This window comes from Methylosinus sp. LW3 (assembly GCF_000527115.1).
Taxonomy (GTDB): Bacteria; Pseudomonadota; Alphaproteobacteria; order Rhizobiales; family Beijerinckiaceae; genus Methylosinus.
Window position 1 is genome coordinate 3045297 of record NZ_AZUO01000001.1, and the last position, 16342, is coordinate 3061638.

The window sequence follows — 16342 nt, forward strand, 5'->3', positions numbered from 1 at the left end:
CCTCATCGGCGACGATATTTTTCTATGAGATCCGCGGCGAGCAGGCGGTTTCCCTCGCCGTTGAAATGCACATCGGCCCAGAAATACAGATCGCGCACAAAATCTGCATTCCCGCCCTTATATTGGAAGAAGGCGGGAAAATGATCGAAGTAGCGCTTGCATTTTCCGGCGCACCAATCGCGCCAGATTTGCGCCTGACGCGAATTCTCGACATCGTAGAGAAGCTGATGCGGCCAGGGATAGACGCCGACCGAGAGCGCTATTCCGCGCGCCGCCAGCAGCTCGTGAACACGATCCATCTGCTGCAGCGCCTTGCGCACGCCGCCGGCCACGCCTGCATCGCCATAGCAGCTCGCCGCATCGTCGAAGGTCCAGGAGGCGCGGCTCCAATCGCGGCTATAGACGCGCCCCGGCCACATCAGCTCCGACAGGCTGGCGCTGGCGTTCGCCGCATTGGCTTTCTTGACGAATAGAAGATTGGAAACGAATTCGGCGACGAAGGATCGTTTCTCCAGCCACCCTGGCGGCGAGCGCGGCAGCAGCTGATAGGCGCTCGGCAGACATTTTTCTGGATTTGGCGTGAAGACGCCGAGCTCCAAGACGCCGTTATCGTCATAGCGATAGGAGATGGCCTCGTCTTGAATGTCGGAAATATCGATGTAGACGATCGCCTCGTCGAATTTCAGTCCCTTGTCGAGATAAAATTTCAGCTTCTCGTAATAGGCGGAGGGCGCATAGCTCGAGACGCCGGCGTTCAGCACGTCGATCTCGGGAAAAGCCTGCGCGAAGCGGCCGACGAAAGTCTGCTCATAAGGCAGACCGACTCCCTCGGTGAAGGAATCGCCGATGAAGACGATCCGCTGACGATCGGAGCTCGCGGGAACGCTGCGCGCCGCCGCATCCTTGAAGCCGAGCGAATTGGTGAATATGCGCGGCGTGTGCGGCCCCCACACGTCATAGCCGTCGAAATTGGGGCGCAGCGTATGGGTGAAGACGGGATCGCGCGACCGCAGCGCATTCTCGCCGTGATCGAGGAAAGGATTGGTCCAATTATAGACGCGATGGAGAATGAATTCCGTCGCCGCGAGCAGGCCGATCGCCAACGCCACATTGACGAGAACGACGCCTGAGAGACGCAATGCGCGCGCCCTTGTGGTCGAGACCGCCATCGCCTCCTCCGCTCGTCGCGGACGTCTTTCGACGTCGATGCGAGGAGGCTTAGGCGACGAGAGAGGCGCGCGTCAATTCGCGATGATTACGTGATGCGAGCGGCCGATCGCCGCCGCTCGCGTCGTCTCGTGCCTCACGCCGCGGCGTCGGCGATCGCCTCGCGCGCCGAGGCGCTCGCGGAAATCTCTATATCGATCTCGAGCAGCGACATGTCGTCGCCCTCACGCAGCTTGACCTCTACCTTGTCCGGGTCGATCTCTATGTGCTTGGAGACGGCGGCGAGCACCTCTCTGTGCAAGAGAGCGACGAGATTGGAGTTGGACACGGACGCGCGCTCATGCGCGAGGAGAATCTGCAGACGCTCGCGCGCGACCGGCGCAGATGCGCGGCGATTGAAAAAGTTGAACAGCTTCATGCCGCCCTCCGACCAAACAATCTGACGAGAAGTCCCTTTTTGTCGGACGGTATGTCCATCGGCACCTCGGCGCCGCAGAGGCGCCGCGCCGCATCGGCGTAGGCGCGCGACGGCGCGCTCGTGCCGCTGTGGAGCGTGACCGGAGACCCGACATTGGAGGCGCGCAGGACATCCTCGCTCTCGGGAATGATTCCGAGCAGCGGGATCGACAGAATTTCCAGCACGTCGTCGACATTCAGCATCTCGCCGCGCGCGGCGCGGCCGGCGTCGTAGCGCGTCAGCAGCAGATGCTTCTCCATGCGGCCGCCCTTTTCGGCGATCTCGGTCTTGGCGTCGAGCAGACCGATGATGCGATCCGAATCGCGCACCGAGGAGACTTCCGGATTGGCGACGACGACGGCCACATCGGCGAAGCGCATGGCGAGCGTCGCCCCGCGCTCTATGCCCGCCGGGCTGTCGCAGACGATCCAGTCGAAGCGCTCGCGCAATTCGTCGATGACGCGGCGCACGCCCTCCTCGGTGAGCGCGTCCTTGTCGCGGGTCTGGGAGGCCGGAAGCAGATAGAGATTGTCGAGCCGCTTGTCGCGAATGAGCGCCTGATGCAGCTTGGCGTCGCCCTGCGCGACATTGATGAGGTCATAGACGACCCGCCGCTCCGCGCCCATGACGAGATCGAGATTGCGCAGGCCGACGTCGAAATCGACGACCGCGACCTTCTGATTCGACTGAGCCAGCGCCGCGCCGAGCGCGGCGGTCGACGTCGTTTTGCCGACGCCCCCTTTGCCGGAAGTGACGACCAATATCTTGGGCATTTTTTACCGTCCCTCTCAGTCGAGCTTTGTGATCTTGATCGTTTCGTCCTCGAGCCTTGCGTGAACCGCGCGTCCACGCACATCGTCTCGAATTTCGTCGGCCGTCATATAGAAGCCCCCGACAGCGAGAAGCTCCGCCTCGAGGCGGCGGCAGAAAATGCGCGCGCGCGAATCGCCATAGGCGCCGGCCATGATTCGGCCGCGCACCGTTCCATAGACATGGACCGAGCCGCCCGCGACGATATCGGCGCCGGAGGAGACCGAGCCGATGACGATCACATCGCCATCGGGATGGAAGATCGACTGACCCGAGCGCACCGCCGTGTCGACGATGAGCGGCGCGGCGCTGCGCTCGGGCTCGTGCGTCTGCTCCTCGGCGCCGCCGGCGAGCGCCTGGGCGATCTCGTCGAAGGCGGCGCGCTCGCTCGGCGTCAGGCTCGGCGCATCCTCGCCACCCTCGGCGGGCGCCTCCTCGGCGACGATAGAGCGGCCATTGGTGAGAATCGGCGGCAGGTCGTCGCACGCCCAAGAGGGATCGACGCCGGTCAGCCCCATGATGCGGACGCCGCGGCCGGAAAGCTGCTCCACCAGCTCCCCGACGGTCTCGCGATCGAGTCCGAGCTTGGTGACGTCGATGACGATCGCCTTGCGGGAGAAGAAGGCAGGCGAATGCTCGAGGCAGGCGTCGAGCCGCTCGAACCATCCGGCGATCGGCGCATCCGGCTCCAGGGCCAGGACGGGAAAGGATCGGCCACGAAAACGAATGTGAGTCGAAGGTTGGGTCAACGGCGGACTCGGCTCCAGCTGCGCCGTCATCTCACGCCGTCATGGTTAACAATAGGTTAAATTACCTAAAGGTAAATTCGTGAGCCGTGTGGATCGGCCGAGCCAGCGCGCGTCGTCGACCAGATCGAATGGTCCGAAGCGTGCATGTCGCAAGGCGCGAGATCGACCATCGGCGCCCCCGCTGGTTGGTTATGACCTCGCCTCCGCGTAGTCCATCACGTCGTCGAGTCGAATTTCGGCGATCGGCTGCCTCGCGCATGGGCGCGCCGCAAACAAAGCGAGCGCCGCTCGCCCGTTCGCTAGGCGCCGTCGTCCTCGTCAGCGACACGAAATGTCGTCGTCGCTCGATTCGCGAGCCTCGATCTGCATCGGCGCACGTGGCGTGGAGGACATGTCATGTGCTTCGATAACAATGGAGGCTCATTGACATATCCACTGCTCACTTTATACATCTTGCACTGTGAGCTGGCAAAAATGGAAGGCTCTTATGAATAAAGTGATATCGGTGACGGAGAAGCGACGCCTTTCGGAATTCGCGCATGCGCTCGTCACTCGCGCGAGATCGCAACCACAGAGCGAAACATCGAGCGAGCTACCGCCTCTCACATTCACGAGCGGCGTTTCGACAATGGATTCTCTGCTGCTTCATTTGACCGAACAACGAAACTACCTTCTCAAATTCTCGGCGCAGATTTCCGCGCAGATCCTGACCCTCTCCTCCACCATCGATCGCCTGTCCACGGAAGTCGCCAAGGTCGCCGGCGAGGTGGATGGCTTGAGACGCGAGCGAGAGACGCTGCAGCAGGCTCTCGAGGACGCCAAGCAGGAGATGAACGACGTCGCCGAAGCCGTCGTCGCCGGCGTCACGCAGCAATTGGAGCAGCAGATGGAGGTGTTTGGACCTCTCGCGCGCGCTCCGTCGTCGACGGAGACGGAAGCCTCGGGGCTTTGATGCGTCGCTTCTCCGGAACGATGGAGAGCGGCTCGATCGCACGGACGGTATTTTCGAGCGGGCCGCTTCGCTCCCTGTCACGGGGGCTCGATTTCAAAACATCTGTCTGGTGAGGATGAATGTCACGTGTTGTTCAATATCATCCCTCGGTAATTAGCGCCGACGCGATCGGCGCCTCGATTTCCTCGCTGCATCAGATCCTACGGGAACGAGGCGTGGCGTCCTATGTGGCGTGCTCGGATTCCAATATCGCTATCAGCGATTATGCGACGCTGTCGGTCTCCATGCTGAAGCGCATGGCTTGGAGCGATACGGATCTGCTGCTGCTGCATTATTCGTTCTTCAACGAAGATCTCGAAGCTCTGCTGGACCTGCCCGTCCGCAAGATACTCATCTATCACAATGTCACGCCGGGCCATTTTTTCCGCGGCCAGGGCTCGATGAGCTGGCTCGGAGACATGTGCGATCATTCGCGCGCGCAGATGCGGCGCTTCGCCGGCGCATTCGAGAAAGGCGTCGGCGATTCGGACTTTAACACCGCCGAGCTGAGAGAGTTCGGCTTTCGGGATCCCGTGACGATCCCCGTGTTCTTCAACGACGCCTTTTTCTCGTCGCGCGAGCTCGACAATCAGCTCTACTTCGACATAAAGGCGGCCTCCGAGGTCAATATCGTCTTCGTCGGGCGCTTCGTTCCCAATAAGCGGCACGATCTTCTGATCGACACTCTGGCCGCCTATAAGAGGCTCTTCGGCCGTTCGGCCTCGCTGCATCTCGGCGGCAAGATTTGGGGCGACGAATATTTCCATGCGCTGCTCGGCCGGGCGGTGCAGGGCGGCGTCCTCGCCGACATCAAAATCTATCAGAATGCGACCGGCCTCGCGATCAAGACGCTGTTCGCCGCCGCCGACGCCTATATTTCCATGAGCGAGCACGAGGGCTTCATGGTGCCCGTGCTGGAGGCCTTCACGGTCGGCTGTCCGGTGCTGGCCTATGCCGGAACCGCAGTGGGCGAGACGATGGGGCCGGCCGGCATCAAATTCGACACGCTCGATCCATCGATTCCTGCAGGCTATCTGGAGCTCCTGCGCCGCGATAAGACGCTGCGCAACAATATCGTTCGCGAGCAGGCGGACCGTGCGACCGACTTCTACTCCGAAGCGACCGCGAGACGGTGGCTCTCATTCTTGGAGGGATTCGTCGACATCTCCGCGGGGTTGCACTCATGATCATCGCATATGACGCCGGCGCCTTTCAGCAATCGATCAGCGGTGGAATTTTCAATGTATCCGTCGGATTTCTGAACGCCGCCGCCAGGGTCGCCCCCGACACCGAATTCGTTTTCGTCGCCGACCCGTTTTTCGGCGAGGTGCGGCCCGACGCCATGGCGGCCCTGACCTTCACGCCGCGGGTGATCTATCGCAGCGTGCTGAAATCATCCGGCTCCTTCTCTCTGCGCACAAATCGGGAGCGCGCGCGCTTCGAGGTCGACGGCCGGATCATGCCGACGACGCAGACCGCGACGCCGGACGGCATGTGGTATTATTATGAAGGCGCGACGCCCCGGCATGCGATGTTTCTGCGCAGCCGAGCGGCCCGTCCTTGCGACACGATGAACTCGCCGGACAGACGCAGCCTCGGCGTCGCCGTCAGCAAGATCGTCATCGAATCGGAGAAGGGCTCGCAGGAATTCTCCTTCGACGACGCCCGCCTCACCAATGGCTATCACGATCCGGAGAGCGCTTGGCGCTGGACGAACGGCGCCGCCGAAATCCCGCTCGAATTTTTCCCGCGCGTCGAAAGAGCGCGCATCGGAGTGCACATCAGGCACAAGGTCGTCTATAGCCTCGCGGACGGCCGTTTCGATCGTCGCTACAATGGGGTCGTGCAAGCTGCGATCGAGCAGCGGCGCGCCTTCAATTTGCAGGAGCTGGGCCGTGAGCTGCGTGAAATGGGCGCGACCGTCTATTTCGCGAATCATTTCATTCCGATCGCCATCCCCGGCCTCGCTCTCGCGAGCTGGGCGCATGACGTGATCCCGATCCTGTTTCCGAACTTCTTCGGCAAGGACGCGATCGAAAATTTCGCCAATGTCATCGATGTGTTCAAGCGCGCCGATCATATTTTCTGCAACTCCGAGACGACCCGCAAGGACATTATCGAAAATGTCGGCGTCTCTCCCGAGCGTCTGACGACCTCATGGATCGGACCCGGCGCGATCGGGCCGCGCCCTGCTCCCGTGGTCGACGCCGCGATCGCCAAATTCGGCCTTCGTCGAGACTATATTCTCAACGTCGGGACGCTGGAGCCGCGTAAAAACCATGTTCGTCTGGTTCAGGCCTATGATGAATTTCGCCGCGGCGTCGAGCATCCGCCGCAGCTGGCCATCGTCGGCTCCCATGGGTGGGGATATGACGAATTGGTGAGGCTGATCGCCAACAGCGGACTCTCCGAGCATGTGAAAGTGCTGAGCGGCGTCGACAATGAGGATTTGTCGGCGCTCTACTCGGGCGCGATGTTCGTCGCCTATCCCAGCGTCTATGAAGGATTCGGCATGCCGGTGCTGGAGGCCATGGCCTGCGGCGTCCCGGTCTTGACCTCACAGGAAACCAGCATGCAGGACATAGCGAAGAACGCCGCCGTTCTCGTGGATCCTTTGTCGGTGAGCTCGATCGCTCAAGGGCTGAGCGAGCTCTCGCTCAATTCCGAGCTGCGCTCGCGCCTCGCCTCCAAGGCGAAGGAAGCCGCGTCGCGCTTCGACTGGGACCGCGTGGCCGCAACCATCGTCGATGTCTTGAAGGGAACGCGCCGATGAAGATCGTTGTCCTTTCCACATTCGACATCACCCCGGTCCGCGACGGTGGGCAGACGCGTTACGTCTCGGTCTACAAGAACATCGCGAAAGAGCATGACGTCACGCTCATCGCCTATGATTTCAAGCAGACCGATCACATCAGGCGCTATAAGCTCGCCGATCGTTTCGACGTGATCGTCTTCCCCGCGGCGCCCGGCGACCAGCATCACGTCTGGCACATAATGGAAAAGACGCGGCGCCTCGCGCATGATGTTCTCTGCATCAGAGAATATCATTTCTCGGACGAGTTGGTGCGCGATGCGCGGCAGATCATCGGCGTGGCGGATGTCGTCGTCGCCTCGCATCCCTATCTCGCGCTTCTGGGCTTCGGCTTCGCCAAGCGGAACGCCATCAAGATATATGAGGCGCACAATGTCGAATATGACATAAAGGAGCAGCATTTCCGCGGCGGCCTGGGCGCAGCGCAGCTCGATTCCTTCGTGGATACTGTGTACCACGGCGAGAGAATGGCCTGTCGCGAGGCGAATTTCGTGACGACAGTGAGCGCCCATGACGCCGACCGCATGGCGCAATTATACGACGTGCCGAGAAGCAACATCACTGTCGCGCCCAATGGCGTCGATTGCTCGCAATATCCGATCTGGGACAAGGCGAGCCGCGACGAGCTTCGCAGCAAGCTGCAGATCGGCGACAAGACGCTGGCCGTCTTTTTGGGCAGCGGCTATGGGCCGAATGTCGAATCCTATTTCAAGGCGCGGCAGCTGCTGGCGGAGGCCGGGTTCGACGGCGCCGTCGCCTTGATCGGCTCGATCGCGCAGGCCGACCGCACCGGCTGGCCCGATGTCCCCTTCGACGAGCTCTGGTTCGATTACGTCGAGGACGATCTCAAGATCGCGCTCTTGAGCTCGGCGGACATCGCTCTGCAGCTGCTGTTTTCCGGCGGCGGGACCAATTTGAAGCTCTTCGACTATATGGCCGCCGGATGTCTGGTCGTCGCCAATGACTTCGGCGCGCGCGGAGTCTCCGCGGACGGATGGCATGTAGCGGCTCAGAATGCGAGCGAGCTGCAGACCTTGCTGCGGGAGCGCGTTTGGGAAACTGAACGCGGCGAGGCGATCCGCGCCAAGGCGCGCGCCATCGCCAAGGAGCAATTCGACTGGTCGATCATCGCCAAGAAGATCACCTCGCTCTTCAGCCCGCGTCTCGACATGGCTGCCGCCGAAATTGCTGCCGCCGACATGGCTGCTCCCGCCATCATCGACGAGTCCGAGCAGACGCCGAATAGAGAGGCCCTATCGGCATAGACGGCGAGCGCCGCAAATGCGGGAAACATCGCCCGACCGCCAGCGGCGAGCGAGCGATGTTTTCCGAGCTCCGCCAAAAATTCGTCCCCGAATTCACGATCAGCGTGAAGGGCCGAACACAACGTCGATCGCCACATTCATCTCCCGCGGCGGAGGTCCGAAGGGCATGCTCGACCGCACCGTCTTCAACGCGCTGACGTCGAGACGCTCCTGACCGCTCGTCGCAACGATCTTGAGCGTTTCTTCGCGGATTTGTCCGCTCGCGAGAATGCCGAAGGAGACTTTTGCGACGCCTCGCAGCCCAGCGCGACGCCCCTCCTCCGGATAGACGAGCCGCGTGTGAATGCGCTTCGACAATTGCCGTATATAGACGCGAATGCGGTCCTCCTCGGTTTCCGCGCGGCGAGAGATGGTGCGCGCGACCTGCTGCTCCTGCGCGCCGGCCACATTGGCGGAACCGGCCGGATCGGGCTTCGACTGCGAAGGGGCCGCCGCGGCGACAGCGGCTGCATTGGCCTCGCCTTCATCCGCCTGCTCGCGCTGCTCGACAGGCTTCGCCACGGTCGCCTGCGTCGCGGTCTGGTGTGTCTCGCCGGCATTATCCTGCTGCAGCTTCTCATCGGTCTGCTCATCATCGACGAGACCATCGAGCTCGAAGACGAGAACCGAAGCCTCCTCTTCCGTCGTGTAGAGACGATGCAGGACGTAAGGCGCGCATAGCAGGGCGTGCAGCGCCAAGGAGAGCGCGAGACCGTGATAGAGCGAGAAGCGGCTCGCCGGTCTCGCAATTTTCGTGGGCGCGGACGCCGCCAGGAAAGCCATTTCGACGCCTCTCACTTCGGACTGTTCTTGGTCTGCACGGCGACTTTGGTGAAGCTCATGCGCTTGAGCAGCTCGGCGACGTCGATGAAGCTCTGCAAGGCCACAGCGCGATCGGCGCGAATGAGGAAGCCCGTTTCCGGCGGCAACCCTGTGAGCCGGCTCCGCAACTCATCCTTGGTTGCGACATGGCCGTCGAAATAGACGCTTCCATCGGCGGCGATCTCGATCGTCTTGTCCTTCTGGCGGTCGACCTGCGTCTGCGCAGCTTGCGGCAAGGCGACCGGTATGCGGCCTGTCGCGATGAAATTCGCCGTCGTCAGCACCATTGTGAGAAGCACCAGCATGACATCGACGAGAGGAATGACGTTGAGCGTCTCGAAAGGCTTCTCATCCATTGGCGATCTCCCACTTCAGCAGCAGCACCTTCGTCTTACGCAAAAGGACGTTGTAGGAGACCACCGACAATAGCGCGACGACGAGCCCGACCGCCGTCGCCTTGAGGGCGAGCGCGAGGCCGGCCATGATCTTGCTGGCGTCCGCCGAAGCGTCGAGACCCAAATTATAGAAGGTCAGCATGATGCCGAGCACGGTGCCGAGCAGGCCGATATAAGGCGCATTGGAGGCGACGGATGCGATGACGATGAGCCGCTTGCTCAGCTCGAGTTCCAGCGCCTTGATGCTGGTAAAAGTCGTAATGTCGATCGCCCGGTAGAAGAAATGCCGTTCCAGCGCCACAGCGACGACGATGACGCTGAGCGCGGCCAGCAGCCCGATGACGCCGAAATCGATCGCCGTCGACAACCATTCCATTTGCATTGCGCAATTCTCCAGCAGCGGCGATCGACGACGAATGTCGAGAGCCCGATGCGCGTCGCTCTCGACATTCGCCAGCCCATGATGAGCCCGCCTCGTCGCCGCGATATCTATATTCAATACATTGCGAATCCGCCGAGATCGCGTCAACGGGAAAATTCGGGCGCAGACAAAGACGCCGGAGACAGGCGCCTGATTTTCAGCCAGCCACTATAACGTGTCTCTGCGCTGGGCGACCGACGTAAGTCTAAAGTAATGAGGAAATAATCGCCGCGACGACAGAATGCAAAGCTCGATCGAAACGGCCGGCCGCGGCGATATTGTCAGTTTCTCGCACAGGTTGCATCTTTTTTGGTAATTTGCGGAAATTTCTTGCAATAGCCGATTGCGCCTTTCGGCGACCCGCTCCGAGCAGCGAAAGCCGAGTGAGACGGCTCAGGCCCGAACGCAAAAGAGAGAGCCGACGCGAAGGCCGGCCTTCTCCCAATGCTCGCGAATCGCCTGCTCGGGCGTCGCAAGGCCTCTATTCGAAATGATAGTTGACGCCGGCGCGCACGATATGGCCCGCGAGGCGCGTCGAGGAAATCACCGCCGACGCATAGAGCCCGGGATTGCCGGCCGCGGTGAGGTTGTAGCCCGCCATATCGCCGTAAGCGCCCTGATTGCCGAGGTCATAGCGGAGATATTCCAGCTTGGCGCTCCAATTCTGACGGAACATCCATTCGCCGCCCGCGCCCGCGCTCCACCCGATGCGGATCGACGAGGAGCCGATGGTTCCGCTATTCGGCGCGAAGGACGCCGAGGTGGAGACCTGCGTCAAGGAGGTCGAGAAACCGCCTTCGCCATAGGCGAGACCGGCGGTGAGATAGGGCAGCAGCGTCGGCGTCACGAGATAGCCGATGCGTCCGCGCGCCGTGCCGAGATAGGAGAGGCTCTTCGTCGCCTTGGTCGCCGTCACGACATTCGCGCCCGTGACCGGCTCGGTCGCCGAGCGCAACGCCGAGCCCGACGCGCTCGCCCCCGCCACTCCCTGCAGATCCGCCTCGAAGCCGCCGATCACATCGGGACGCAAGCGCCAATTATAGCCGAGCTGCGCGCCGCCGATTCCGCCGCCGATTCCCATCGGGATCGTGCTCGCCGCGCTCGAGGCGCTCGCGCGGCCGAAGAAGGTCGCCGGGCGACCGACCGCGCCCTTGTCGTCGCCGCCGTCGCCGAGAATGGTGGAGGTGCCGGGAACCGTGTTGACCCCATGGCCGTCGCCGAAGACGCCGCCGGCGTTGAGACCGGCGTAGAGCCCGCTCCAGGGCGACGGCGAGTCGTCGGCCGTCGCCAGCCACGCCATGCCCGGAAGCGGCGCGGGCGAGGAATGCTCGCCCCAGGAGAGCTTGAGCTCCGAGCCCCAGACGGCGCCCCAGGCCTTGTAGGTGTAGATCGTCTCATAGCGCTTATTGGTGATGTTGCGGCCGTAGAAGGTGAGCCGCGCGTCCCAATCCATGAGCTGGAAATTATAGGCGATGTTCGCGTCGAGCGTCGTGTAGTTGCCGACCTGGTGATAGGCGTTGTCGACGGCGAAGCCATTGGACCAGTACATGGAGACATGATTGAGCGCGACCGTGCCGGTGAACCTATCCCAGGCATGGGTGAGCGCGAAGTTGATCTGCGTCCTCGGCGTCTGGAAGCGATAGGGGTTCAGCCAGTCATAGGTTCCCAGCGAATTGCTGTAGACCTCGGTCAGCCGCGTGTAGCTGCCGCGATAGGTCGTCTTGCCGAGCAGTTCGTCCTGCAGCACGCCGGTCGCGACAGCCTCTATTCCCTTGCGCGACGTGTTGCCCTGAGTCCAGTAAGTGACGTTGTTGTTGTTCACCGTGACGGTGCGCGAGGGCTGCTTATTGTTCTGAATCTCGGTGTCGAAATAGGTCACTTCCGGCGTGAACCAGCGGAAGACCGGGATTTTGACTCCCGCCTCGTATTTGTCCTGCTTCTCCGGCAGCAGAGTGACGTTGGCGTCCGCGATGACGCCGGACATGTCGCTCTGCTCAGTGTGCGAATAGCGGCCGCTGAAGGCCACATTCGCGAGGCCCGCGAGCGGATTGAAATCGCCGAGGGAGGCGCCCAACTCGCCGATCCCCCATCCTTGCAGGGGCTTCACCGTGGCGCCACCCGCATAATTCACTGCGAGCGGGAAGCCGCGATTGTAGAAATATTTCGTCGTTCCGGCCGTATCGACTCCGATGTAATCGAAGTGATTGTCCAGGCGGAAGCTCGCGTCGAAGATCAGGCGATCGGAGAGCAGCTTCTGCTCGAAATTGCCATAGCCACTGAGCGTATCCTCCTTGCGCGCATAATTGGCGTAATTGGTCTGTCCGCTGGGGCTCGCCCAATTCACATATTGCAGGCCGAGCTGCGCCAATGTGCCGTCATAGGTGAAGCTGTGCCGCGCATTGATCTGGCCGGTGTAGCCCTGCTCATTGGCCACCGTCAGATTCGGACTATTGAAGGAGGCGAGGACGTTGTTGTCCTCCGTCCGCGTATAGGCGAGCGTGAGCAGGCTGACATTGTGCTCGTCCCAGCGGAACGTCGAATTCCAGGAGAGGAATGTCGATTCGATCGGCGAATAGCCCCACTTCTGCGCGAGCGTGCTCGCCGTTTGCTCCCCGAAGGTTCCCTGCTGAAAGCCGTAGCGCGTGCTCGACTGAAACAGGGTGAAGCTGGTGTCGAGCGGACCGACGGTGAATCCGCCTTTGAGCAGACCGGCGACCGTGTCGTTCCAATTGGAGCCGTTCGCCGGCCCGTCGTCGGAGCTCTTCTTAATGAAACCCGAGATAAAGGCCGGAATCTCGCCCGGCTTCTTCCCGAAGACATAGCCGCCATAGGCGCTGCCGAGCACGCCGCCATAGCTCTGCGCCGCTGTGCGCAGCTCCATTTCATTCTCTTGCGGCGTATGCGTGCGCACGACGACGAAGCCGCTGTTCAACGCGCCGGAGGAGGAGCCGAAGTCGACGAGCGGGCCGAGCGTCAGCGCCGAAGCGTCGCGCACGACATCGACCTGATCGAGCGCTGAAACGGGCAGCGACTGCATCATCAGGCCCGCGGTCTGCGCGCTCACATAGGCGCCGTCGACGATGAAGCCGAAATTGCCGTCGCCGCGGAATTTCAGATTGTTCGGGAATTTGCGACCCTGATAGGTGACGAGGATGCTGGTCGCATTGCGCAGCAGGCCGAACACGTCCTGCGGGTTCAGCTCCTGTATGTCCTGCCGCGTGAATGTCTGCGTATGGGAGCGGCTGCTGGTGGCGACGCGCGCGGCATTGGCGACATTGTCGGGCTGGAGATCCGGCCGGGCGAGTTGCGGCGCCAGCGGAGCTCCCGAGGCGGCGGCGTTGGAGCCGGCCGATGTCCCGCCGATCTCGATCGCCGGCAAAGCCTCCTGAGCCGATGCGGCGACAGTCAGGACGACCGACAGAGCGAGCGCGGAACTGGTGGAGTAAACCGCATCACGTGAATGCCGCGTCGCAGCGCTGCTCATTGTCATTGCACCCCTTGCTTGTGTTCCGCACAAAACGGTTGCGCCACGACGAGCAGAAGCAGCCCCGCCGAGCACGCGATATATTTGCAATATACGTAGTGACAGCAGACGCGCTTCCGCAAGCCGATAATCGAGGCAATTCGCCTAAATCGTGGACTTATCGAGGCTTTTTCGGGAATGACGAAGGCGTGGGTTCGGTATTCCATCTGACTGCCGAAGGCGACGATCGAGCCATCCAGCGATGATCGTTTCACGATGAGAAACTAACCTACATTATAGCCTATCAAAACTGGACGCTGCTCGAAACGCCATAGACGAGCATGTTACCTTTCGATGCTCAATTCTGTGCTCGAAATCGCGATTGCTGGAACGCCGCCGATCGAACGGCAGCGCCCGATTGCCATGAATGATGACGACTCGCGGCTTATTTCTCTCGCGCCTTGTGCGCGCGATACTGCGCGACCTTGTCACGATTTCCGCAGATCGCCATCGTGCACCAGCGGCGAATATTGTTCCGCCCGCGATCGTAGAACACCATCGAGCAGGCGGGATTGGCGCAACGCTTCATTCGAGCGGGCTCCGCCTCGCAAACGAATTGCGCGAAATCGCGCGCGACCGTCGTCGCCACCACATCCTTCTCGATACGCGCTTCCTCGGCGAGCGCCACATGACCGTCGCGTAGAATCAATCGCTCGCGAATCGCGACCGAGCCGAGCAGACGATCGATCGGCTCGAGGCGCCGGGCGGAGATCGCCTCTCCTGCGGAGATCTTGTCGAAGAGCTCGCGGAGCGCCGCGCGCGTTTCCCACGCCGACTTAAGCTCCACTTTCGTGGCTTGCTCGAACCATCGATCCCCGCCGCGCGCGCCCATTTCGCCAGCCCCTCGGCGTTAGAGAGAAAATCGATCGCCTCGCCGTTCATCACCGGCGTCGTGTTGAGAAAGTCGATCCACAGCGCGCCTCCGAAGGAGGGCATGCCATCTCGCCACTCGCTCGCCTCGATCGTTGTCGCCTCGCCCTCTCCCCATGCGCAACCGGCAAGCCTGCATAACCGTTATATGCACATTACATCGGTTACAGGAGATCCCATGTTCCTCGCCTCCAATCCCCTCCTCACGCTCGCGGCCGTGTCGGCGGCCACTATCGCGACCGCCATGCCCCTCCCGTCCATGCGAAGCAGCGGCTCGGTGGTTTTCATGTCGGAGAGTTCGGCGTTGACGCCGAAGGCGTCGCTCGCCGCAGTGGGAACGATTTCGCCGAGCGCGGCGTCGGGGATGGCGTGCAGGTGAACGCCGTGCTGCCCGGCCCGGTGATGACCGACCGCCGTCGCGCCATGCTCGCGCGCTACGGCGAGGCGAAAGGCCTATCGCTCGACGCTGCGATCGACGCCTTTGCTGCGGAGACCAGGATCGCGCGCTACGGAACGCCGGAAGACATCGCCGAGCTGATCGCCGTCGCCGTGTCGCCGGCGGCGCGTTGGATGACGGGCGTGACCCTGCGGATGGATGGCGGCGAGATCAAATCGCTATGACGGCGCCCTGCCCTGCGCTCGCGCGCAGCTCCTGCACTTGCGCTTCGAGCGCGGCGATGCGCGCGTCTCGCTCCGCGAGCGCAGCGGCGACATCGGACGCCTCGAAGCGTTGCGGAATGTGGCTGGGGCAATTCACGTCCAAGGCGAGGACAGAAAAAAGGATCGCGCGTTCGACACGCGCCGCATAATCCGCCGGCGTGAGCCGCGCGATCAGCTCGGCGTCGTCTTCCATCACGCGCGCCGTTCCCCAGATCTTCACGCGACGGCGGCGCGAATAGTCGATCAGAAAGAGATAGGCTTTCGGATTGTCGGCGAGATTGCCGATCGTCACATATTGGCGATTTCCCGAGAAATCAGCGAAGCCGATGGTCGTCTCATCGAGCGTCTTCAGAAAACCGGCGGGGCCGCCGCGGTGCTGAATATAGGGCTGCATCTCCCTATTCGCCGTCGCGAGAAAGACGCTCGTCTGCTGTGCGATGAACGCCACTATATCCGGCGTCAGGCTCGTTCGCCACGAATGTTCCTCCTCCATGCGCGCATAGGCGCGGCGCGAGCCCTCACGCGTCTGGATAGATTTGATAGTGGGCGTGAAGGCGATGTCGCTGGAATAGGTCATGTCGATTTCCTCCCGAGGCGCGAGAAGAGGATCATCGCCACGCGAGCGCAATGAACGCGCTCGCGTGGCGCCGATCAAAGACCGAGGTCGGTCAGACCCGGATGCTCGTCCGGTCGCCGGCCGAGCGGCCAATGGAACTTGCGATCTGCCTCGGCGATCGCGAGATCGTTGATCGAGGCGATGCGCAAGCGCATGAGGCCATGCTCGTCGAACTCCCAATTCTCATTGCCATAGGAACGGAACCAGGCGCCGCTGTCGTCGCGCCATTCATAAGCGAAACGCACGGCGATGCGGTTCTCGCGGAAGGCCCACAGCTCCTTGATGAGGCGATAGTCCAGTTCGCGCGACCATTTGCGCCCGAGAAAGGCTTCGATCTGGTCGCGGCCGACGATGAATTCGGCGCGATTGCGCCAGCGGCTCTCCGGCGTATAGGCCAGCGCGACCTTCTGCGGATCGCGGCTGTTCCAGCCGTCCTCGGCGAGGCGCACCTTTTGCGTCGCGGTTTCGAGCGTGAAGGGGGGAAGCGGCGGTCTCGACATGGCTCAGTCCTCAGATGAAAGCCGCGCCCGGATCGGCTCCGAGCGCGCAGCCCATTTACGCCACACGGCGCGTTTCGAGCACGGGAAAATCAACGAGCGTATCGGCGACTTCGTTGATGTAATTCGTCAGCGTGTTGAGCCCGACATGGAAGATGATTTCGATGATCTCGCCCTCGCCGAATCTGGCTGTTGATTTCCACTGAGAGCTGACCCAGGCAGCACGAGTTTTTCCACCGAGAACTGAC

At 61.9% G+C, this 16342-nt stretch carries 18 protein-coding genes; 7 read left to right on the plus strand and 11 right to left on the minus strand.

The window, feature by feature from the left end; all coding sequences use genetic code 11:
• Positions 1-2: 2 nt before the first annotated feature.
• From METLW3_RS0115215 to minC, 4 genes are all read right to left on the minus strand, one after another.
• Complete coding sequence (locus METLW3_RS0115215; protein WP_024880741.1) at positions 3-1169, minus strand: hypothetical protein; 1167 nt, start codon at positions 1167-1169, stop codon at positions 3-5.
• 134 nt (positions 1170-1303) lie between these two features.
• Positions 1304-1585, minus strand: a complete 282-nt coding sequence (minE, locus tag METLW3_RS0115220; protein ID WP_024880742.1) for a cell division topological specificity factor MinE — start codon at positions 1583-1585, stop codon at positions 1304-1306.
• Positions 1582-2397, minus strand: coding sequence for a septum site-determining protein MinD (gene minD / locus METLW3_RS0115225; protein WP_024880743.1), 816 nt, complete (start codon positions 2395-2397; stop codon positions 1582-1584). The genes minE and minD overlap by 4 nt, the downstream gene beginning before the upstream one ends.
• A 15-nt stretch (positions 2398-2412) precedes the next feature.
• Positions 2413-3183 carry a septum site-determining protein MinC gene (gene minC / locus METLW3_RS0115230; RefSeq protein WP_024880744.1) on the minus strand — a complete coding sequence of 257 codons (771 nt, stop codon included), beginning with the start codon at positions 3181-3183 and terminating at the stop codon, positions 2413-2415.
• 628 nt (positions 3184-3811) lie between these two features.
• On the opposite strand from minC, the gene METLW3_RS0115235 reads away from it, so the two are divergent.
• The 4 genes from METLW3_RS0115235 to METLW3_RS0115250 all read left to right on the plus strand — a co-directional run bounded on the left by METLW3_RS0115235 (position 3812) and on the right by METLW3_RS0115250 (position 8251).
• Positions 3812-4135 carry a hypothetical protein gene (locus tag METLW3_RS0115235; RefSeq protein ID WP_156967886.1) on the plus strand — a complete coding sequence of 108 codons (324 nt, stop codon included), beginning with the start codon at positions 3812-3814 and terminating at the stop codon, positions 4133-4135.
• A gap of 119 nt (positions 4136-4254) precedes the next feature.
• Positions 4255-5361 carry a glycosyltransferase gene (locus tag METLW3_RS0115240; protein ID WP_024880746.1) on the plus strand — a complete coding sequence of 369 codons (1107 nt, stop codon included), beginning with the start codon at positions 4255-4257 and terminating at the stop codon, positions 5359-5361.
• Positions 5358-6947: a glycosyltransferase family 1 protein gene (locus tag METLW3_RS26925; RefSeq protein ID WP_024880747.1), complete on the plus strand. Its 1590-nt coding sequence runs from the start codon at positions 5358-5360 to the stop codon at positions 6945-6947. The genes METLW3_RS0115240 and METLW3_RS26925 overlap by 4 nt, the downstream gene beginning before the upstream one ends.
• Positions 6944-8251: a glycosyltransferase gene (locus tag METLW3_RS0115250; protein WP_024880748.1), complete on the plus strand. Its 1308-nt coding sequence runs from the start codon at positions 6944-6946 to the stop codon at positions 8249-8251. Before METLW3_RS26925 ends, METLW3_RS0115250 begins: the two co-directional genes overlap by 4 nt.
• Positions 8252-8350: 99 nt before the next feature.
• Here METLW3_RS0115250 and METLW3_RS0115255 read toward each other — a convergent pair whose 3' ends face one another.
• The 5 genes from METLW3_RS0115255 to METLW3_RS26935 all read right to left on the minus strand — a co-directional run bounded on the left by METLW3_RS0115255 (position 8351) and on the right by METLW3_RS26935 (position 14238).
• Entirely contained in the window at positions 8351-9073 is a 723-nt protein-coding gene (locus METLW3_RS0115255) for a TonB family protein (RefSeq protein ID WP_024880749.1), read from the minus strand.
• A gap of 11 nt (positions 9074-9084) precedes the next feature.
• A complete protein-coding gene (locus METLW3_RS0115260) occupies positions 9085-9468 on the minus strand; it encodes a biopolymer transporter ExbD (protein ID WP_018264657.1) in 384 nt (127 codons plus the stop codon).
• On the minus strand, positions 9461-9889 hold the full coding sequence (exbB, locus tag METLW3_RS0115265; protein ID WP_024880750.1) for a TonB-system energizer ExbB: 429 nt from the start codon (positions 9887-9889) through the stop codon (positions 9461-9463). The genes METLW3_RS0115260 and exbB overlap by 8 nt, the downstream gene beginning before the upstream one ends.
• Before the next feature lie 520 nt (positions 9890-10409).
• A complete protein-coding gene (locus METLW3_RS26930) occupies positions 10410-13412 on the minus strand; it encodes a TonB-dependent receptor plug domain-containing protein (RefSeq protein WP_051465439.1) in 3003 nt (1000 codons plus the stop codon).
• A gap of 424 nt (positions 13413-13836) precedes the next feature.
• The gene (locus METLW3_RS26935) at positions 13837-14238 is read right to left on the minus strand and encodes a CGNR zinc finger domain-containing protein (RefSeq protein WP_245267363.1); all 402 of its coding nucleotides are present in this window, start codon (positions 14236-14238) and stop codon (positions 13837-13839) included.
• Positions 14239-14247: 9 nt separating this feature from the next.
• Here METLW3_RS26935 and METLW3_RS29085 point away from each other — a divergent pair, with 9 nt between their 5' ends.
• Complete coding sequence (locus tag METLW3_RS29085) at positions 14248-14700, plus strand: hypothetical protein (protein WP_245267364.1); 453 nt, start codon at positions 14248-14250, stop codon at positions 14698-14700.
• Positions 14691-14942: an SDR family oxidoreductase gene (locus tag METLW3_RS28265; protein WP_024880754.1), complete on the plus strand. Its 252-nt coding sequence runs from the start codon at positions 14691-14693 to the stop codon at positions 14940-14942. The genes METLW3_RS29085 and METLW3_RS28265 overlap by 10 nt, the downstream gene beginning before the upstream one ends.
• Here the strand turns inward: METLW3_RS28265 and METLW3_RS0115290 are convergent.
• Positions 14929-15558, minus strand: a complete 630-nt coding sequence (locus tag METLW3_RS0115290; protein WP_024880755.1) for a pyridoxamine 5'-phosphate oxidase family protein — start codon at positions 15556-15558, stop codon at positions 14929-14931. The two genes, METLW3_RS28265 and METLW3_RS0115290, sit on opposite strands and share 14 nt — an antisense overlap.
• Positions 15559-15632: 74 nt before the next feature.
• Positions 15633-16097, minus strand: coding sequence for a nuclear transport factor 2 family protein (locus METLW3_RS0115295; RefSeq protein ID WP_024880756.1), 465 nt, complete (start codon positions 16095-16097; stop codon positions 15633-15635).
• Here METLW3_RS0115295 and METLW3_RS28270 point away from each other — a divergent pair.
• Positions 16096-16290 (plus strand): hypothetical protein, encoded by a 195-nt coding sequence (locus METLW3_RS28270; protein ID WP_157096357.1) that lies wholly within the window; start codon positions 16096-16098, stop codon positions 16288-16290. The two genes, METLW3_RS0115295 and METLW3_RS28270, sit on opposite strands and share 2 nt — an antisense overlap.
• The last annotated feature ends 52 nt before the right edge of the window (positions 16291-16342 follow it).

Excerpts from the sequence above, each read along its gene's own strand:
- METLW3_RS0115215 (WP_024880741.1), bottom strand. The coding sequence starts at position 1,169 with ATGGCGGTCTCGACCACAAGGGCGCGCGCATTGCGTCTCTCAGGCGTC.
- minE (WP_024880742.1), bottom strand. The coding sequence starts at position 1,585 with ATGAAGCTGTTCAACTTTTTCAATCGCCGCGCATCTGCGCCGGTCGCG.
- minD (WP_024880743.1), bottom strand. The coding sequence starts at position 2,397 with ATGCCCAAGATATTGGTCGTCACTTCCGGCAAAGGGGGCGTCGGCAAA.
- METLW3_RS0115235 (WP_156967886.1), top strand. The coding sequence starts at position 3,812 with ATGGATTCTCTGCTGCTTCATTTGACCGAACAACGAAACTACCTTCTC.
- METLW3_RS0115240 (WP_024880746.1), top strand. The coding sequence starts at position 4,255 with ATGTCACGTGTTGTTCAATATCATCCCTCGGTAATTAGCGCCGACGCG.
- METLW3_RS26925 (WP_024880747.1), top strand. The coding sequence starts at position 5,358 with ATGATCATCGCATATGACGCCGGCGCCTTTCAGCAATCGATCAGCGGT.
- METLW3_RS0115250 (WP_024880748.1), top strand. The coding sequence starts at position 6,944 with ATGAAGATCGTTGTCCTTTCCACATTCGACATCACCCCGGTCCGCGAC.
- METLW3_RS0115255 (WP_024880749.1), bottom strand. The coding sequence starts at position 9,073 with ATGGCTTTCCTGGCGGCGTCCGCGCCCACGAAAATTGCGAGACCGGCG.
- METLW3_RS0115260 (WP_018264657.1), bottom strand. The coding sequence starts at position 9,468 with ATGGATGAGAAGCCTTTCGAGACGCTCAACGTCATTCCTCTCGTCGAT.
- exbB (WP_024880750.1), bottom strand. The coding sequence starts at position 9,889 with ATGCAAATGGAATGGTTGTCGACGGCGATCGATTTCGGCGTCATCGGG.
- METLW3_RS26930 (WP_051465439.1), bottom strand. The coding sequence starts at position 13,412 with ATGAGCAGCGCTGCGACGCGGCATTCACGTGATGCGGTTTACTCCACC.
- METLW3_RS0115290 (WP_024880755.1), bottom strand. The coding sequence starts at position 15,558 with ATGACCTATTCCAGCGACATCGCCTTCACGCCCACTATCAAATCTATC.
- METLW3_RS28270 (WP_157096357.1), top strand. The coding sequence starts at position 16,096 with ATGGCTCAGTCCTCAGATGAAAGCCGCGCCCGGATCGGCTCCGAGCGC.
- METLW3_RS0115295 (WP_024880756.1), bottom strand. The coding sequence starts at position 16,097 with ATGTCGAGACCGCCGCTTCCCCCCTTCACGCTCGAAACCGCGACGCAA.